The following is a 17,481-nucleotide window of genomic DNA, read 5'->3' on the forward strand; positions in this document are numbered from 1 at the left end:
TGGTGTCTCGCGCTCGCGCGAGCGCGCGAGACCGCCGGGTTTTTCGACCCCGGCTCCCTATGAGCGTTCATGTCAGCACTGCGCGACGCGCTGTCCGACCTCCCGGACGCGGTGTTCGCCGACCTGTTGGAGTCCGAGACGGCCTACCTCTTGGTCCTCGACCTCCCGGGCGTGACCGCCGAGACGGCGGAGCTTCGGGTCGAGAAAGGCCGATTGGTCGTCGAAGCGCGACGCGACAAACAGCTTCCCGCCGAGTTCGACTACGTCCGCGAGGAACGACCGCTGTTCCTCGACGCCGAAGTTCCCCTCCCGCCTGACGCCGTGGCCGACGAGGCCGAGGCGTCGATGGAACGCGGGACGCTGGAAATCCGGCTCCCCAAGCGCGAGGCCGCCTCCGAGCGGACCATCCCCATTACCACCGGCGACGAAGACGCCTGACGAGGCGGGTGGTCACGCTGGTCAACCTCCGCGCCTACTGGCGGTTCCTCGTCGTCCTGTATCAGTTCTTTCCGCTCATCGTCGCGTACACCCGTGACAAGCGGAAGTACCTCCTGTTCGGCGGCGGCCGACGCGTCACGACCGAGATGCGCGTCGAGCGCGCCGACGTCCTCCTGGAGTCGCTACTGACGCTCGGGCCGACGTTCATCAAGCTCGGACAGCTCCTGTCGACGCGCCCCGACATCCTCCCGCCGGAGTACATCGAGGTGCTCGGCAGCCTCCAAGACGACGTGCCGGCCGCGCCGTGGGACGAGTCGAAGGCCGTCCTCGAAGCCGAACTCGGCCCGGTCGAAGAAGCGTTCGACGCGTTCGACAGCGACCCGATAAGCGGCGCGAGCCTCGGTCAGGTGTACGTCGCGGAGTACGAAGGCGAGAAGGTCGCCGTCAAGGTCCGTCGCCCCGGCATCGAAGACCTCGTCGAGGCCGACCTCCGGGTGATTCGGTGGTCGATGCCGCTTCTCATGCGCTTTATCGGTGAGGGGCGGGCGTTCTCGCTTGAGAACCTCGCCGACGAGTTCGCCAAGACCATCCGCGAGGAGATGGACTACGCCGAGGAGGCCGAGACGCTCGTCGAGATTCAGGAGAACTTCGCGGACGACGACACGCTCGTCATCCCCGAGCCGATTCCCGAGCGCTCCGGCGACCGGGTGCTCACGATGGAGTACCTCCCCGGAACCAAGATAAACGACATCGACGCGCTGGACGACCGCGGCATCGACCGCACGGAGTTGGCGACGAACCTCCAGCGAATCTACCTCCAGATGATCGTCGACGACGGCGTCTTCCACGCCGACCCCCACCCGGGGAACCTCTCCGTGACCGACGACGGCCGCATCATCTTCTACGACTTCGGGATGCACGGCGAGGTCGACCCGTTCATCCAGGAGAAAATCGTGGAGTTCTACATCGCCGTCGCCAACCAGGACGTCGACGGCATCCTCGACACGCTCATCGAGATGGGGACGCTCAGCCCGAACGTCGACCGGCAGGTGATGGGCGACGTGATGGAACTCGCCATCGCCGACGCCCGCGGCGACGACATCGAGCAGTACCGCGTCAACCAAATCCTCGAACAGGTCGAATCGACCATCTACGAGTTCCCGCTTCGGCTCCCGCGGAACCTCGCGCTCGTGCTCCGGGTCGCCGGCGTCGTCGAGGGCGTCTGCGTCACGCTCGACCCCGAGTTCGACTTCATCTCGGTGGCGACCGACTACCTGACCGAGGAGGGCTACCGCGAGGAGAGCGTCCAGAAAATCATCGAGGGCGTCGGCCAGCAGGGCCAAAAGACCGCCCAGTCGCTGTTCCGCGTGCCGCCCAAGCTCGAACGCGTCCTCGACCGGGCGGACCGCGACAACCTGACGCTCAACGTCCGGCTGGAGGACAACCGCGGCGTCCTCGACAAGCTGGCGAAGCGACTCATCTACGGCATCTTCCTGTCGTTCGGCTTCGTCTCGACAGTCATCATCTACGCGCTGAACCCGGAGAACCTCGTCGCGGTCGGCGCGGCGGGCGTACCGACGGGCGTCGTCGCCCTGCTCCTGTGGCGGTCGTTCCGCTCGCGGAGGGGCATCCGGACGACGCCGCAGTTCACCCGGCAGAACCTCAAAGAGCGCCGCAGAGAGTAATCAAAGCTGAGAATCGGGCGCGTAAGTTTATCGGCTCTCGCGGACACACTCTCGGTCATGACGGAGTGGCGAGCGGTGTCCGTGGGGGTGTGTCTCGCCGCGTGCACCGAATCGCTCGTCTACGCGATGACGGGGCAGTTCACGCTCGTCGGCGGGGTCACGGGGAGCGCGCTCGCCGGCTACGTCGTCGGCACCGACCCCGCCGACGGCGGCTGGCACGGCCTCATGGCCGGCGTCGTCTGGGGCTGTCTGCTCATGCCGCTGTCGGTGCTTTTGACGTTTCTCGAACGGACGCCGATTCTCTTTCCGTTCCAGTACGTCATCCCGCTTGTCGAGACGCCCGGCGAGCTGACGACCGCCATCATGCTCGCGCTCGCACTGCCGAACGTCGCGTCCGGGGCGCTCGGGAGCCGCGCCAGACGCGACGCGACGGGGACGTGGTTCGACCCGGAGATGGCCGAGGTCGACGCGGTCGAAGACGCCTGACCGAACCGGCCGACGGCCGCGCATTCCACGGCAGAGATTCGCGTGCGAAGACGGTTCCAAACCGTTTATACCCTCCATCCGATAACGGAGAGACATGGCGAAAGAGCAGAAGCAGGTGCGCGAGCTCCAAGAAGGAAGCTACGTCATGATGGAAGAAAAGCCGTGCAAAATCAACGCTTACAGTACCGCCAAGCCGGGCAAGCACGGCAGCGCGAAGGCGCGCGTCGAAGCCCGCGGCGTCTTCGACAGCAAGAAGCGCTCGCTCTCCCAGCCTGTCGACGCGAAGGTGTGGGTGCCCATCATCGAGCGGAAGCAGGGTCAGGTCGTCTCCGTCACCGGTGAGGACGCCCAGATTATGGACCTCGAGACGTACCAGACGTTCACGATGCGCATCCCCGAGGAGGAAGACCTCAACCCCGAAGACGAGATCGAGTACCTCGAGTACGAAGGCCAGCGAAAGATCGTCTAAACGGGGGCCACAGAGATGTTCCCCGGAGCAACCGCAGACCGCGAGGTCGCTGACTACGTCCTTCTCGGCGCTCCGCTCGACATCTCGACGTCCTTCGAACCCGGAACCCGTTTCGGACCGAATCGAATCCGTCGGTTCGCCGGGTCGTTCGACGACTACGACCGGCGCACCGACCAGTTTTTCACCGACTTGCGCGTCCACGACGCGGGTGATGTCCGCGCGTGGGACGACGCACCTGAGTACGTCGAATGGCTCGCCGGGAGCGTCCGCGACGCCGTCTGGGACGACGCCGTCCCCGTCGTCCTCGGCGGCGAACACACCGTCACCGCCGCCGGCGTCACCGGCGTCGACCCCGACGTGTTCGTCTGCCTCGACGCCCACCTCGACCTCCGCCGCGCGTACGACGGCAACGAGTGGAGCCACGCCACCGTCACCCGCCGCGTCCTCGACGAACTCGGCGTCGACGAGGCCGTGATTCTCGGCGCGCGAACCGGCTCGCCAGACGAGTGGGAGCGCGCCGCGGCCGACGACGTGACGGTGGTCGAACCCGAGGCCGTCCCCGACTGGGAGCCGGCGTTCGACGGCGACCAGTCCGTCTATCTGAGCGTCGATATCGACGCCGCGGACCCGGCGTTCGCGCCCGGCACGGGCACCAAAGAGCCGTTCGGCCTCACCTCCCGGGAGATGCGAGACGTGGTCCGAGCGGTCGCACCTCACGCCGACGGTTTCGACGTGGTGGAAGTCAACGACCGCGACGACGGACAGGCCGCGTCGCTGGCGGCGAAGCTCCTCCGGGAGTTCGTCTTCTCGCACGCCGCCGGGCGGTCGTAAGCGACTGACGGTCGGGCGGAGCGCCGACCGCTGGACGGTCGCCACGAACCGCCGAGTCGCGCGCGTCGCCGCCGACATCGCGAACCACCGAACCGCGCACCGTCCCGTTCCTTACAAGTCCCCGAGCCACCACTCCCCGGTATGCAGCTCTCCGACATCGTCGCCCGACTCGACGAGACGCTCGCGACCGACGACTTCGCCGACGTGGACGCCAGCGCCAACGGCTTGCAGGTCGGCCCCGACGAGAAATCGGTCGAGAAAGTCGCCTTCGCCGTCGACGCCGCGGAGGCGACCATCGACGCCGCGCTCGACGCCGACGCCGACCTGCTCGTCGTCCACCACGGCCTCGTCTGGGGCGGCCTCGACCGAGTGACCGGCCGCGACTTCGACCGCATCGAGCCGCTGGTTCGCGGCGACCTCGCGCTCTACGTCTCGCACCTCCCGCTTGACGGCCATCAGGAACTCGGCAACGCCGCCGGCGTCGCGGACCACCTCGACCTCGGGGACACCGAGCCGTTCGGCTCGCTCGGCCCGATTCACATCGGGCAGACGGGGAGCTTCGAGTCGCCGCAGACGGCCGACGAGATTCGGGCGGCGCTCGACGAACTCGACGGGAGCGCGGGGACGACCGTCCTCGACTTCGGCCCCGACGAGCTTTCGTCGGTCGGAGTCGTCACCGGCTCCGGCGTCGACTGGCTGGACGAAGCCATCGACCGCGGCGTCGACGCGCTCGTCACCGGCGAGGGCAAACAGAAGGTGTACCACGAGGCGCGCGAGGCCGGCGTCTCGGTGTTCCTCGCGGGCCACTACGCGACCGAGACGTTCGGGGTGCGAAGCCTGCGCGACCTCGCAGACGAGTGGGGGCTCGAAACCGAGTACGTCAGCCATCCGACCGGGCTGTAAGGCCGAGCGAACGCCTGCCAACCCGCGGCACGGCCTCGTCGGACCGGGGCGTTCAAACGCTCGGCCGACGCACTCCCTCGCATGAGCGACCACGACGATGACGGCTACGAGATGCCGGACCGCGAGGAGTTCCAACACGACCCGCTGGGCCACGCCGAGGTCCGCGGCGGCATGACCGTCGGCGAGTTGGTCGAGCAGTACGGCCACGCGGGCATCGGCGCGGCCGACGTACACGAGGCCGCCGACATCTACGCCGAGATGCTGGCCGACGACGACTGCACGGTGTTCATGTCGCTGGCCGGCGCGATGGTCCCGACCGGGATGCGCAAGGTCGTCTCCGACCTCATCCGCGACGGCCACGTCGACGCGCTGGTGACGACGGGCGCGAACCTCACCCACGACGCCATCGAGGCCATCGGTGGCAAGCACCACCACGGACGGGCCCATCCGGACCCGTCCAGCTCCCCCTCGCACGGCTCGCGGGAACACGGAGCCGAGCACCACGGCGAGAAGACCGAACGCGAGCACGACGAGACGCTCCGCGACGAGGAGGTCGACCGCATCTACAACGTCTACCTCCCGCAGGAGCACTTCGCGCTGTTCGAGTCGCACCTTCGCGACGAGGTGTTCCCGGCGCTGGAAGCGGAGGGGACCGTCAGCATCGCCGCCCTCTGCCGCGAACTCGGTCGCGCCAACAGCGAGGTCAACGACCGCGAGGGAATCGAGGAGGACGCCGGCGTCGCCGCCGCGGCCTACGAGGCCGACGTGCCCATCTACTGTCCGGCGGTGCAGGACTCCGTCCTCGGCTTGCAGGCGTGGATGTACTCGCAGACCTCGTCGTTCTCGCTGGACGCGCTGGCCGACATGACGCCGCTGACCGACCTCGCGTACGACGCCGACACGGCCGGCTGTCTCCTCGTCGGCGGCGGCGTCCCGAAGAACTTCACGCTCCAGACGATGCTCGTCACGCCCGGCGCGTACGACTACGGCGTCCAGATTACGATGGACCCCGCCGCGACCGGCGGGCTCTCGGGCGCGACGCTCGACGAGGCGCGCTCGTGGGGCAAACTGGAGAAGGACGCCCGCAACACGACGGTCCTCGGCGACGCGACCATCATGCTCCCGCTGCTCGTCGCCGCGGCGCGCGAGCGAATCGAGTAACGCCGCGAGGTACCACGACCGGCCGCAGACGGGCGCGACTGCCGCGGCCGTCCGCCCTCTCGGCCGTCGCGGCCCGTCGCGTCAGGTGGGATACCTTTTTGCCCGGCGAGCACCCTTCCATGCCAACGAATGGCACGAGAGGGTGCGCAGGGCGTTCGCGTCTGTCTCGACATCTGGCACCCCGACTGCTGGACGCTCCAAGTGACCGCGGAGACGAGCGGCGGCCTGCTCGGTTACGGCGTCCACGAGATAGACGGCCTCGCCAACGGGCGTTTCACCGCCTACGCCGACACGGTCGAGGAGGTGGACGACCTGCTCGCAGCCGTCCGCGAGTCCCCACTGACCGAGTCGGTGTGGGAGACCGACGACCACGACGGCGACGCCGGGGTGCCGGGGAGCGCGGCCCGCGGTATCGTCGTCCGCTACGACCTCGGGAACTCCATCAACGACGCCCTCGTCTCCCGCGGGTTCATCCCCGACGAGCCGGTTCGGATGGAGGGCGGCCGCGAGCGCTGGACCGTGCTCGTCCACGAGACGCGCCAGACGGTCCACGAGCGGCTAGAGGAGATTCGAGCGGAGCGAAACGCCGACATCGACGTGGAACTCATCACCGCACCCGAAGACGGCGGCGGCATGTTCCGCACCGACGCGCTCTCCGAACGCCAGCGCGAGGTGTACGAGTTGGGCCGCCGCCGCGACTACTACACGTGGCCCCGCGAGGTGAGCGCGGCGTCGCTGGCGGCGGAGTTGGACATCTCGAAGGCGACGCTCCTCGAACACCTCCGGAAAGCCGAATCGAAACTGCTCGGAGACTACTGACGCCGCGTTTCGGTTCTCCGGGCCGAAAGCCGACGGGTCGGCGCTCACCCCACTCATGAGAGGGAGGGGTACTTTACGCGACAACTGACCCATGTGATAGCATGTCATCGATAGACGTGAACGACGGACGGAGCCTCTCGCGGGACATCGGGTTGTTCGGCGCGGTGAGCACCGTGGCGCGGGCACCCTCGGCGCGGGGCTGTTCGTCACCCTCGGCACGGCGAGTTCGACGACGGGACCGAGCGTCATCCTCGTCGTCGTCCTCTCGGGGCTGCTGGCGATGAGTATCGCGCTCAACTATGGCTGGATGACGACGATTTTCCCCGGCGCGGCGGGGTCGTACGCCTACGTCTCGGGGGCGTTCGACAGCCGCCTCCCCGGGTTCGTGGTGACGTGGTCGAAGTGGCTCGGCTACATGGCCGCCGACGCCGCCGTCCGATTCCTCGGCTGAGGCGGCGTCCGTGCCCGCTCCCGAGGCCGCGCGTTCTCAACGCCGAGAACCGGGCGCAAACACCTAACAGCCTCGCCCGGCACCTCGGACGCAATGACAGCTCCCCGTCTCACGTCGGTCGTTTCGGACCGCACCGACGTCGAACTCGCCGCCGTCTTCGAGCGCGTCTGGAGGGCGCGGGGCTACCAGACGCGCGTCCGCTTCCGCGGTCCTGACGTGCACGTGGACGCTGTCGGGAAGACGCCCGAGGGCGCGAAACGCGAGCTCCGAATCTGGATGACGTCGACGGGAACTGTCACCGCGGACAAGGCGAGCGCGTTCGTCCGGCGGTGCGAGCGCGCCGGTATCGAACCCTACGTGGCGGCGGTCGGCGGCGGCCGCGTCGCACCCGACGCCCACCGCCCCGGGCTCGTCGTCCTCGACGCGCCGGCCATCGCCGTCGAAATCCGCGAGACGGGCGTCGAGTCGTTCGTCCGCGACCTCGCCGCCGAGGGAGACGGTGCGAGCGACGGCGAGGGCGGGGGTCTCGGCTCCGAGGGCGACGACGACGCCGAAGACCCAGAAGACGATGAGGCCGACGAGAACGACGCGGCCGACCGACTCACCCGCCGCGAGGCACTCACGAAGGTCGGCACCTACGTCGCCGGCGGCCTCGTCACCTACCTCGCCGTCGAGCGCGTCTCCGATTTCGTCCAGCGGTCCCCGAAACTCCGCGCCGCGGTCGCCCGCCGTGTGGCATGGCTCGACGCCCGCCTCCCGGACGTGCGCCTCCCGCCCGTCGAGTGGTCGGTCCCGACGCCACAGCCGCTCTCGGAGGTGTCGACCCTGCCGAACCGAACGACTGCGGTCTCGACGCCGGCGAACGCGACGACGATTCCCTACGCCGACCTCCGGGAGCGCCCCGAGACGTACACGGGGACGGCCGTCACCTACGCCGGCCGCGTCGAGGAGACGATGGAACGCGACGAGGTCCGACTGGCGCTCGTCGCCGTCGAGGACGACCGGGGACGACTCAGCGGCGACGTGGTCGCTCGCTGGCCGACCGGCCGGTTTTTCGACGACGACATCGGCTTTCGACTGCTCGCCGACGAGCGCGTCCGGCTCTGGGGCGTCGTCGCCGGCGAAAGCTCGATTTCGGGCGGCGTGCAGTATCCCCGCATCGACGTGTCCGTGTTAGAGAAGTCGTGAGTGAGTCGGTTGCGGGGCGGGCGAGACCGATGGTGATTACTCGGTTGCGAGGCGAGAGCGAGGTGGCCGATGACGACGGCACCGTTCCGAACCGAACTAGGCACTCGGTGATGCGGAGCCCTATGAGTGCCGAGGCCGGCTTTCTATCCACACATTTGCGAGGAGAAGTGCACGAACGTCATAGAATCGCGTCTGCTACCCTCTGAGAAAGGACAGTCGTCATTAAAAGCGAATAGAGTACACTCTGAGAGGTCACATAGGGGAGTCGAATACCGACTTTGAATATAATTTCGCCACTTCCCTGTTCTCCATTTATGACACTACCGCAAGAGGAATCGAGTACGCTCTGTAAAAGTAAACAAGTATACTAGTCTCGGAGAAGTATCAGATATCGGAAATTATAGGGGTGTAGTCTGCGCAATCGACAATGAGCGCGGGTCGCTACCGAAGGAGGTGGACACGTGCTATGGGCACGTGCCCGCGCTTACCCACAAGGTGAGCAAGCAATGCATATCGACTGTTCGACGGTTATTCAAGCCATCGACGACCAGACAGCAAGTAGTGGAAGAGAAAGGACCCGCTGGACTAGCGAAGGTCTATATTCGAAAACGGAACAACCCGATAATGAACGCTACGGACACCATCTCGTTCACAACTAATCAGTTAATACATGAGATCTGACTACAGACACATTCGGCTGGAAGACCGCGACTGTCCTGAGTGCCAATCCGATATCGTGACGATCTGCAAGGGGAACGGACAGGACGAAGAATACTGGTTCAATTGCGCTGCGCCCAACGAGGAGTGCGGCTGGGGCCGAGACACGGTGACGCACAAGTCGGACGACCGACGCGTCTCCTCTGAGGAGGCTCGCGCACGATTCGATCAGCAGTTCGAGTAGACGGTCGACGACTGCCGCGGATCAGTCGTCGTCCATCTGGCTCGACTGAGCCTGCGAGGCCGGCACGTCGTCCGTCTCCTCCTCGATGATCTCGTCGATCGAGAGTTCGCCGGTGACGGCCTTGTCGAGCTGGCCGCGGAGGTCGTTCAGCTCGTTCTCGGCCTTCTCGATCTGCTCCTGCCGCTGGGCGAACTCGGCGGCGATCTTCCGTTGCTCCTCGATCTCGGGGATGAAAATCTCGAGGTCTTCGAAGTCGTCCTGTTGCGTCCGTCGACGGTTCGAGTGACCGGTGACGATGGCTCGGATCGCTTTCTGGAAGTACTCGCTGCGGAGGAGGAGCTTTAGGTAGTGCGGGTCTAGCTCGTCCTCGTCCACGACCCGGTAGACCGGGAACTCGGTGGTGCAGATGGCGCCGTCGAAGTCCTCGCCGACCGTGCTGATGGCCCCCTTCCAGAGGTCGATCTGCGAGTAGACGATGTCGCCTTCGTACATGTAGTGCCACCGCGACGAGCCGGTGAAGTACTGGCCCTTCCACATCACGGGGTTCCGGCCCTTGCCGGCCTCTCGCTCCTCCATGTCCCCGTCGTGGGTCACGGTAGGGACTTTGAACGTCGTGTCGGGGTGACTCGTCGGGTCGACGCGTTCGTCGCGCTCGTTCAGCACGTCGCCGAGACGGAGCTTCTTCATCCCGTCCGGAGCGTCCTCGTGGGCCTGTTGCTGGAATAGGTGGTACTTGGGGTCGATCCGGCCGTCGTCGCGACGGCCGAACATCTCGGAGGCCATGATCGACATGGACTCCGGCTCGTCAGCCCCCTCGTAGCCCGTGGGGTCGTCGAGGAAATCGTGGTACTGGGCGATGATGGTCTCATCGTCATCGAGGTCGAGGTTGCCGTCCTCGTCTAGCGTGTACAGGTCGTTCCGGTCGACGCTCTCTCCGGTCGGCGCGTACCCGATCTCCTCAGCCTCGGCGAGGAACACGGGGTAGTCGTTCGCGTCGACCACGTCGGTCATCACGTCCCACTTCTCGCTCCCGGTCAGGTCTTCGAAGTCGTCGATCTCCTGTTCCTCGAGTACGCGGTCGAAGGCCTCGTCGAACTCCTTCTTCTCCTCCTTGGTGTACTTCTCGAAGAAGAGGATGGAGGTCTTGTTCTGGGCGCCTGCCTTCGTGAAGGTGTGTTCAGGGAGCGACGTGACTCCCTTGATCTTCCCTTTCCGGATGAGGTGACGACGGAGTTGGGGGCAGTTCGACCGCTCGGAGTAGTTGTTCAGTAGCCCGTCGGGAACGACGAACGCGAGCGTCCCGCCGGGTTTCAGGAACTCGATCCCCCGCTCTATGACGGCGATCTCTGTCTTGATTTTCGACCCCTTCTTCAGGTCGAACCTGTTCAGCTTGTTCGACCCCAGCCGGTCGCGGTCTCCGGACTCGACCGAGTCGCCGAAGGGCGGGTTGCCGATGACGACATCGAAGCTCTCTCCGTTGAGACGATCCAGGTCAAACTCAGTGTCGAGGCACGACCGATCCCCCTCGATGTTCTTCGGGGACATCTTGTGGAGGATCATGTTGGTCTTCGCGATCCGCGACAGCGTCTCGTGGATTTCGATCCCGTACAGGTGACTCTGACCGAAGTTGATCGCCTCCTCGACCTTCTGGCGCGAGGCGTCGTCGCCCGACAGCACGTCGTGGTAGAGCTGGAAGTACGCCTCGATCAGGAACCCGGCGCTCCCGACCGTCGGGTCGAGGATGAAGTCCGTTCCGCTCGGGTCGACTGTCGCCACCATGTACCGGGTCAGCTCCCGGCGCGTGAAGTACTGGCCCAGCTGACCGCGGAAGATCTGGCCGAAGAACTCCTCGAACGCCCGGCCGATCCCGTCGAGGTCGTGGCTGGTGATGGCCTCCTCCTGCAGAATGTCCACGATGTCGGCCACCTTCTCCGCCGGCAGTTCGATCGTGGCGTCGTCGGGGAACACGGTCGGGTGTTCTTCTTTCGCCTCCTCGAACAGGTCGTGGACGTTATTGGCGACCTGCGAGTCGGACATCCCGATACCACGCTGGAACATCCGGGGCTCCCCGTCCTTCGGCCCCTCGTCGTACACCTTGGCGAACAGGAGCTTCGACCACTCATCGAACGAGGTCAGCGGGTCGCGCTTCCCACCGCTCCAGATCTCTGCGTGCGTGCGCCGAATCTTCTTCTCCAGCTCGCCGACAGGTGAGGGCGAGATGTCGTTGTCAGACCCGGCGATCAGCTTCCAGTCCGGCTCCTCGTCGTACCCGGCCGGGAGCTTCTCTTCCTTGCTTCCCAGCCGGTTCTCCTCGCGCTGCATTCCGCCGAATCCGCCGACCTTGTAGACGACTGATTCGTCCCACTTGTCTATCAGCAGGAACTCAGCCCCGAGCGAGTTAGCGTAGCCGTACCCCTGCTCGATGGCCTGCTCGAAGTCAGACTCCGAAGTTTCGACGGGTTTGTTTTCCGCCGCGATGTAGGGCTCGGTCATGTCCTCCCCCTCGAAGACGACGATGTCGACGAACTTCGTCGGCACGCGGTCAGGCACGTTGAACTCGACCGCGATACACTCGGCTGCGTACTCCATCTCGATGATCAGCCACGAGTAGGTGACCGCCCGTACCTTCTCCTCTGGGTCGCTGTAGTCATCCTCGTACGGATCACCACAATGGTATTCGATCCGGTCGTTCTCCTCGTCTACGGTCAGATAGCCCCGCTCCTCCGCCTTTTGGACGATGGGGCTGTAGTGATAGTCCGTCTCGCTCATCTTCCGTTCGAGACGACAGGACCCAGGTCCTTAAGAGTATCTATGGGAGTAGGCACTCCCAAGATCGAAATTTCCCATTCTAACCTTCATCGTTCACCCCAACAAAGAGTGTTTGACTTAAAGGATGCAGATTTTGATGGTTCATCGGCTTTCTGGGAGTGCTCACTCGAACCCTCGTGAACTAGATAGACCGTTTAAAGAACAGCCCTCTCGGACTAGACCCCATGTGGAAGTTCCTCTGCGACCCGGGCACGGAGAAGGAGTGTCTCTCCCGGCAGCTCTTCGGTAACCACGAGATGGTCGACGACATCCATGAAGGCGACACCCTCTTCCTCCACAACCACAAGACCGATATCCTAATGGGACCGTTCGAGGCCGCTACCGATGGAACAATGAACATCGTCGAACATGCGTGGGGTGGTCGCTTCCCTTATCAGGTATATGTAACCTGGGAAGATCCCGTCTACGAACTTCCGCTTGACGAGGTGGCTGATCCAGAGCAGACGGACGATCCGGTTCGACTACCCATTCGGCGTGGGTTCCAAGCCCTTTCAGAGAATAATACTGAGCAACTCTTAGATGCACTCCATAACCATGAGAAAAGCATGCAAATAATCACCAAGCGTTGACTCCAATTCGGTAGTACTAGCGCCAGAACAGGCTTACTCTGGCAATCCCCTACGACCGCATACCAGTACGAATTTGTAACATGACAGACAAACATTACCGCACGAGACGTCACTAAGCCTAGAATGGTCCAAATCGTCAACGTGGTCGGATCGGGGTCACTGGACGCCGAGTTTGATTTGGAGAGGGTCGCTGCCGATATCGGTCCCATCGCTGAGTACGACCCCGACAAGTATCCCGGCATGTATCTGCGATTTGAGGAAGACGCTCCACTCATCACCGTCTACCGAACTGGAAAATACATCGTAACCGGGGCAGATTCAGAGGATGAGGCACATGCGATACGGGAACGCTTTCTCAACCTACTTGCCGACAACGGGATGATTACAGCGCCCGATGACGAGTGGTTCCGAATTCAGAATCTCGTCTGCACCGCAGAACTGGGAGAATCGTTGAATCTCAATGCGCTCGCAATCGGACTTGGCCTCGAAAAGACCGAATACGAGCCTGAGCAGTTCCCCGGATTGATTTACCGGCCATCTGGTGCTGATAGCGTAGTTCTACTCTTCGCTTCTGGTCGTGTCGTGATTACAGGCAGCCCGAACCTCGATGCAGCAGAGCAGACGTTTGCAGCGTTGCAGGACGAAGTGACGGACCTCCTCACCGTCGACTAACGGACAGACCGAGAGACTTCGACGAGACGCGGTATTGTGGCGAGGGGCTGAGGGATACATCGGATTGTATCTCGAACCGCAGAGCCCCCGCGTCTCTTGACGAGATGATGGACTAGTCGTAGAGCCGGGCTCGCTCTGAAAACAGGAATCTCCAATGCCTACGAATTTCGATTTTCGGAATAGAAGGGTTTGCTGTGCGATTAGTCCTGTTCTACGTCGTGCACCGGCAGGTCGGCAAGAGCCTCCGTGTCACAGTCGAACGGACCGGGGAGTTCGTCAACGAACGCCCGCACAAACCCCCTGCTTCCCGGCTCAACCAGCACCTCCGCGTCGGCATGAACTGTCTCACCGTCCTCGTTCTCGTAGGTCGTGGGGACCAGTACGGGGACGCCCTCCTCAAGATACTCCTGTGAGACGCTTCTGAGCGCCTCACTCTCCGTGTCGAGGTTCCCGTCCGTGTCTATCGTCCCGACGACTTCGCCCCGCTTGTGATTGATAATCTCAACCTCGACAACCTCCTGCTCGTCTTCACCGCTCGCGTTCTCGACTCCGTCAGCCACGGCTCGCCCGAAATCGTCCTCCATCCACTCCGCTATCTCGGAGGCGTCAGCGTCGGGACCGGGACGTTCGGGGTCGTCCATGCGTTGTAAATTGCTGTTTTCGGTATTTAGTCGGTGGTGACAGTCAATTGTTAATGTCGAGCGCCCACAGCGCCATGTCGAGTGTTCGGAGACTCACGTCGTACTCGTTGGCAAGCGCCCAGCAAGCACCGAGGTACAGTAGGTACTCCTCAATCGTCGGGTCATCTGAAAGGTCCTGTGAGAGGTATCCCGTCTCTTGTAGCACGTTCCATGCACGCTCATCAATCACAGTGAACCGATTCGGGTTGATGAATAGAAGAATCGCTGAGGCGACCGGGATGCCGATACCAGTCAACGAGGTGAGAGCCTCAACCTTGGACCGAATACTCGCCTCGTGAACTGCTTCCTCGATGCGCGCTCGAATCTCTTCATCGCCATTCTTGCGGAGGTGCTTCAACGTTGGTTTCGTGAAGACGCCGACCTTCCACTCGATTATCCACTCCAAATCCTCACGCGACCATTCACCCTCCTCGAAAGCGGTTGGTAACGATTCGAGCCGGGCGACCTCTTCCTCGTACAGGTCTTCCTCTTCAGCATACCGAGACTCCTGCTGTTCGAGTACGCGCCGGCCCAAGTCCATTAGCTCGACAGAACATCCCCACCAACTTAGCATTAACCACAAGAAACTGTGGCTAAAGAACTAGATTTCGATGCTGCCAACCACGTTTTGACACCCTCTGAAGCAGTCAAACCCTGTATTCTAGTCACTAAATGCGACCACGGGTTGACTGGATGACGCAGGCGGACGAACGAGTACTGGAGTTTCTACACGAGAAGGACATAATCGCATCTCCCAGCGTTATCGCCGCGAATATCGATTACACGCAGGAGTACATATCTCGGCGGTGTCGGAAGCTAACAGATGCAGGACTGCTACAACGGGCTGATGCCTCAAACTACCGTCTCACTGACCTTGGAGAGCGATTTCTTGCTGGCGAAGTTGATGCAGATAGCCTCACTCTCGACAAATCAGATTAACGAACGGCTGTCTCTCATCGCAGACCGAAGAGACTCGCACGAGAAGCAGGGGCAACGGGATGCCCCGAGGGATACATCAGAACGAGCGAGGAACCGCAGAGACCCCTAGCGTCTTCGGTTGCTGCAATAGGCGACTTAGCGCATCGAATTACGGTACATCTCCTCTCGGGCTCGTTGGCTATCTCGTTCCTCTTTCATCTCCTGTTCATACTCTTCCTGTTTGGCCAGCATCTTCGAGACGTACCCTTCTCTGTCGCATTTGAATGGTGTGTCGTGTCCTTCGGCTCTAGCCTCGCGTTTCAGCTTGGCCTTGTTTTCGTTATACGTGAGCTCCGGGTCAACGTAATCCAGCCACCCGTCGATATCCCCAGTATCGGCAATTCGTTCTAGATGCCTCAGCAGACGGTCAACAACCATCGGGCGATACGCTCCCACCGCATCACCTTCTTCCTTGCACGACTCGACGGACGACTGCCGTGCAAACTGCTCATACAGTTCCAGACTCATTCTGAGTCAGGGTAAGTGACCAGCACGGAAGTAGTTTGCTCAAATATCTGATAGTTTTGATAGCGGATTTTCCCGTAGTCGATTGTAAGTCTCTTGGTTGAGACAGTTCACGAATGATTTCCGTCTATGTCGTGCGGTTCCAAACTGCGACCTCTGTAGATGCGAAGCTGAAAGAATCCTCGAACAACACGTACCTGTGACGACTAAACCCTACATTCGGGGTTGCAGACTGGTCGATTGACGATTCCGGCGCGTCAAGCGTGGGTACTCTAAAATATTTTCAGCTTCACGAGACTGGAGTCGAGAAAATACAGAGCCGTGAGTCGCTAGAACTCGGGGAACGGGACTCCGTCAGGCCAGCGGAACTCCGAATTTACCTCGACCGCCTTCGTGGTCCCACCGCGTCCGGTTGCCTCAACGACTTCCCCGAAGCCGAGAGCCACCACGTCGTCAATACGGTCGCGGGCGGTCGGCCGGCTCACGTCCAGAATCGTCTCCACATCGCTGGCGGTGAGTGGGGCGTCCCTGTTCGGGTCGAGAAGCGCTCGGACGATTTCCCGGCGCTTCGATGGCATCGTACTCAGAGCGACTCTGCCACACACTTCGACATCTCCGAGCTCGAGTCGGGTGCGGCCGTGGATGAGCGCGTGACCACGGGCGAGGTCGTGGAGTAGCTGCCCGATTCGCTTCGGGGCCTCGCGTTGCGGCTCTCCATTCGTGATTGAAGCGCGAGCGTAGATGACGACTTTGGCGAGATATTCAATCACCTCCATGACTTCATTCGGACGCTCGTCGTCCCATGCAACGCTTGATGAGCCGCCATGGTATTCCCAGAGGTCGTTTAGGAACTGTTGGACGACTTCTCGGCCACGTTCGATAGGCTGTCGCTCACCCCCGTCAACTACAGAGGTGAGCCACCCGTCCTCGTAGTCCTCCTCGGGCCACTCGACGAAGAGCAGACGTTGCCCCACATTGCCCATCACGTTCCAGGCACGCGGGTCAAGCGGAGTCGTCGCACCGATGAAATTGAATCGGATGTCGTCGTACCCGACTTTGCCGTGAGTCGCGGTATGGCGGTAGTACCCGTCGCCGTCCATAATCCGCGCCAACTTCCCCCATCGACTCCGGACGGTCTGCTCACTGCCCGTGAATAGAGTTTGCGCGTCCCTTACGGCGAGCGTCCGACCTTCAAGTTGCGGGAGCAAGTCGTCGTTGTCGGGGTCATCTTTGGACTTCGACGGTCCCGCGCTCACGAACGAGGCGGGAGTGATGCCGGAGCGGCGACAGAATTGCTTGTCGAGCCCTCCGAACGTCTTGAGCAGCATCGTCTTACCCACGCCCGACTGACCCTCAATCATCATCGCTCGGGATGACTCGATATCGTCGAACAGGAGCGCTGCGTGGGTCGCTAAGAGCGGCTTCATCACGGCCCAGCCCTCCTCGCCGAACTCCTCGGAGATGACCTTCCGCACGTCGTAGTACGTCAGGGAAGGCGGAGCTACCAGTTCGTCGGGTGCTGCAACCAGATTCACTTCTTCGGGTCTGACCGGCCCGCCCCGCACTCGATTGTAGCGCCGAGCGAACTCTTCGTCTGCGTGACCTCGTAGGGCTCGTTCTCGCGCCCGGTCCGCCTCGTCGCCGGCGCACCTCGTTCTCGCCGATTCCCGCATTTCCGCAAGTTCGCCGTTAGAACGGCGTAGCGACTGCTTTCGCATCTCCTCTATCTCGTCGTCTGAATACGTTGACTTCGCCGACTCGTACATTTCCGCGAGTTCGTCGTCGGAGCACTGCGAGAGATTCACGGAGAGGACGTTAGAGGGGATAGCACGGTTGCGCTCCCCGAGGTCGCGGCTGAACGGAGCGTCCGTCTCGGAGGTTGTTTGTTGTTCGTTTCGTCCGTCGTGGGATTGGGTTTTGGACATTTTCGATACCCTCTGTGTCCGTGAAGCCTTC

The 17,481-nt window shown here is 62.8% G+C and carries 17 protein-coding genes and 1 pseudogene; 13 read left to right on the forward strand and 5 right to left on the reverse strand.

The features are described from left to right. Positions 1–69: 69 nt before the first annotated feature. The 10 genes and pseudogenes from DVK03_RS11640 (at position 70) to DVK03_RS11685 (ending at position 8,431) form a co-directional block, all read left to right on the forward strand. A complete protein-coding gene (locus DVK03_RS11640) occupies positions 70–438 on the forward strand; it encodes an Hsp20/alpha crystallin family protein (protein ID WP_115803006.1) in 369 nt (122 codons plus the stop codon). An 8-nt stretch (positions 439–446) separates the two neighbouring features. Beyond that, positions 447–2,123: an AarF/ABC1/UbiB kinase family protein gene (locus DVK03_RS11645; protein WP_008605327.1), complete on the forward strand. Its 1,677-nt coding sequence runs from the start codon at positions 447–449 to the stop codon at positions 2,121–2,123. 57 nt (positions 2,124–2,180) lie between these two features. Beyond that, positions 2,181–2,609 carry a DUF5518 domain-containing protein gene (locus DVK03_RS11650; protein ID WP_004042194.1) on the forward strand — a complete coding sequence of 143 codons (429 nt, stop codon included), beginning with the start codon at positions 2,181–2,183 and terminating at the stop codon, positions 2,607–2,609. Positions 2,610–2,703: 94 nt separating this feature from the next. Beyond that, positions 2,704–3,078: a translation initiation factor IF-5A gene (locus tag DVK03_RS11655; RefSeq protein WP_004062652.1), complete on the forward strand. Its 375-nt coding sequence runs from the start codon at positions 2,704–2,706 to the stop codon at positions 3,076–3,078. 15 nt (positions 3,079–3,093) lie between these two features. Continuing rightward, positions 3,094–3,909, forward strand: coding sequence for an agmatinase (gene speB / locus DVK03_RS11660; RefSeq protein WP_115803007.1), 816 nt, complete (start codon positions 3,094–3,096; stop codon positions 3,907–3,909). Positions 3,910–4,050: 141 nt separating this feature from the next. Beyond that, a complete protein-coding gene (locus DVK03_RS11665; protein ID WP_115803008.1) occupies positions 4,051–4,812 on the forward strand; it encodes a Nif3-like dinuclear metal center hexameric protein in 762 nt (253 codons plus the stop codon). An 81-nt stretch (positions 4,813–4,893) separates the two neighbouring features. Then, positions 4,894–5,973, forward strand: a complete 1,080-nt coding sequence (locus tag DVK03_RS11670) for a deoxyhypusine synthase (protein ID WP_004062654.1) — start codon at positions 4,894–4,896, stop codon at positions 5,971–5,973. 129 nt (positions 5,974–6,102) lie between these two features. After that, positions 6,103–6,792, forward strand: coding sequence for a helix-turn-helix domain-containing protein (locus DVK03_RS11675; protein WP_115803009.1), 690 nt, complete (start codon positions 6,103–6,105; stop codon positions 6,790–6,792). A gap of 101 nt (positions 6,793–6,893) precedes the next feature. Continuing rightward, positions 6,894–7,228, forward strand: a pseudogene (locus DVK03_RS11680) (amino acid transporter); the annotation flags it as partial. A 108-nt stretch (positions 7,229–7,336) separates the two neighbouring features. After that, positions 7,337–8,431 carry a hypothetical protein gene (locus DVK03_RS11685; RefSeq protein ID WP_115803010.1) on the forward strand — a complete coding sequence of 365 codons (1,095 nt, stop codon included), beginning with the start codon at positions 7,337–7,339 and terminating at the stop codon, positions 8,429–8,431. A gap of 922 nt (positions 8,432–9,353) precedes the next feature. On the opposite strand, the gene DVK03_RS11695 is transcribed toward DVK03_RS11685, so the two are convergent. Next, the gene (locus tag DVK03_RS11695; RefSeq protein WP_115803012.1) at positions 9,354–12,101 is read right to left on the reverse strand and encodes an N-6 DNA methylase; all 2,748 of its coding nucleotides are present in this window, start codon (positions 12,099–12,101) and stop codon (positions 9,354–9,356) included. Positions 12,102–12,325: 224 nt separating this feature from the next. Between DVK03_RS11695 and DVK03_RS11700 the strand changes: the two genes are divergently transcribed. Both DVK03_RS11700 and DVK03_RS11705 read left to right on the forward strand, forming a co-directional pair. Then, entirely contained in the window at positions 12,326–12,730 is a 405-nt protein-coding gene (locus DVK03_RS11700; RefSeq protein ID WP_115803013.1) for a hypothetical protein, read from the forward strand. 123 nt (positions 12,731–12,853) lie between these two features. Then, entirely contained in the window at positions 12,854–13,402 is a 549-nt protein-coding gene (locus DVK03_RS11705) for a TATA-box-binding protein (RefSeq protein ID WP_115803014.1), read from the forward strand. Positions 13,403–13,602: 200 nt separating this feature from the next. Here DVK03_RS11705 and DVK03_RS11710 read toward each other — a convergent pair whose 3' ends face one another. Together DVK03_RS11710 and DVK03_RS11715 are read right to left on the reverse strand one after the other, a co-directional pair. Further along, complete coding sequence (locus DVK03_RS11710) at positions 13,603–14,043, reverse strand: hypothetical protein (protein WP_115803015.1); 441 nt, start codon at positions 14,041–14,043, stop codon at positions 13,603–13,605. Between the two features lie 43 nt (positions 14,044–14,086). After that, complete coding sequence (locus tag DVK03_RS11715; RefSeq protein WP_115803016.1) at positions 14,087–14,623, reverse strand: hypothetical protein; 537 nt, start codon at positions 14,621–14,623, stop codon at positions 14,087–14,089. Positions 14,624–14,754: 131 nt separating this feature from the next. Between DVK03_RS11715 and DVK03_RS11720 the strand changes: the two genes are divergently transcribed. Next, the gene (locus tag DVK03_RS11720) at positions 14,755–15,021 is read left to right on the forward strand and encodes a MarR family transcriptional regulator (protein WP_115803017.1); all 267 of its coding nucleotides are present in this window, start codon (positions 14,755–14,757) and stop codon (positions 15,019–15,021) included. A gap of 135 nt (positions 15,022–15,156) precedes the next feature. Here the strand turns inward: DVK03_RS11720 and DVK03_RS11725 are convergent, their stop codons facing one another. Then, positions 15,157–15,528 (reverse strand): hypothetical protein, encoded by a 372-nt coding sequence (locus DVK03_RS11725; protein WP_115803018.1) that lies wholly within the window; start codon positions 15,526–15,528, stop codon positions 15,157–15,159. Positions 15,529–15,854: 326 nt separating this feature from the next. Further along, on the reverse strand, positions 15,855–17,450 hold the full coding sequence (locus DVK03_RS11730) for a hypothetical protein (RefSeq protein WP_115803019.1): 1,596 nt from the start codon (positions 17,448–17,450) through the stop codon (positions 15,855–15,857). Positions 17,451–17,481 lie beyond the last annotated feature (31 nt).

The sequence above is a fragment of the Haloferax sp. Atlit-109R genome (assembly GCF_003665865.1).
In the GTDB taxonomy this organism is placed as follows: domain Archaea; phylum Halobacteriota; class Halobacteria; order Halobacteriales; family Haloferacaceae; genus Haloferax; species Haloferax volcanii.

Coding starts and splice junctions, on each gene's coding strand:
- DVK03_RS11720 (WP_115803017.1), top strand. CDS start 14,755: ATGCGACCACGGGTTGACTGGATGACGCAGGCGGACGAACGAGTACTG.
- DVK03_RS11725 (WP_115803018.1), bottom strand. CDS start 15,528: ATGAGTCTGGAACTGTATGAGCAGTTTGCACGGCAGTCGTCCGTCGAG.
- speB (WP_115803007.1), top strand. CDS start 3,094: ATGTTCCCCGGAGCAACCGCAGACCGCGAGGTCGCTGACTACGTCCTT.
- DVK03_RS11640 (WP_115803006.1), top strand. CDS start 70: ATGTCAGCACTGCGCGACGCGCTGTCCGACCTCCCGGACGCGGTGTTC.
- DVK03_RS11665 (WP_115803008.1), top strand. CDS start 4,051: ATGCAGCTCTCCGACATCGTCGCCCGACTCGACGAGACGCTCGCGACC.
- DVK03_RS11670 (WP_004062654.1), top strand. CDS start 4,894: ATGAGCGACCACGACGATGACGGCTACGAGATGCCGGACCGCGAGGAG.
- DVK03_RS11705 (WP_115803014.1), top strand. CDS start 12,854: ATGGTCCAAATCGTCAACGTGGTCGGATCGGGGTCACTGGACGCCGAG.
- DVK03_RS11715 (WP_115803016.1), bottom strand. CDS start 14,623: ATGGACTTGGGCCGGCGCGTACTCGAACAGCAGGAGTCTCGGTATGCT.
- DVK03_RS11700 (WP_115803013.1), top strand. CDS start 12,326: ATGTGGAAGTTCCTCTGCGACCCGGGCACGGAGAAGGAGTGTCTCTCC.
- DVK03_RS11655 (WP_004062652.1), top strand. CDS start 2,704: ATGGCGAAAGAGCAGAAGCAGGTGCGCGAGCTCCAAGAAGGAAGCTAC.
- DVK03_RS11710 (WP_115803015.1), bottom strand. CDS start 14,043: ATGGACGACCCCGAACGTCCCGGTCCCGACGCTGACGCCTCCGAGATA.
- DVK03_RS11730 (WP_115803019.1), bottom strand. CDS start 17,450: ATGTCCAAAACCCAATCCCACGACGGACGAAACGAACAACAAACAACC.
- DVK03_RS11675 (WP_115803009.1), top strand. CDS start 6,103: ATGGCACGAGAGGGTGCGCAGGGCGTTCGCGTCTGTCTCGACATCTGG.
- DVK03_RS11695 (WP_115803012.1), bottom strand. CDS start 12,101: ATGAGCGAGACGGACTATCACTACAGCCCCATCGTCCAAAAGGCGGAG.
- DVK03_RS11650 (WP_004042194.1), top strand. CDS start 2,181: ATGACGGAGTGGCGAGCGGTGTCCGTGGGGGTGTGTCTCGCCGCGTGC.
- DVK03_RS11685 (WP_115803010.1), top strand. CDS start 7,337: ATGACAGCTCCCCGTCTCACGTCGGTCGTTTCGGACCGCACCGACGTC.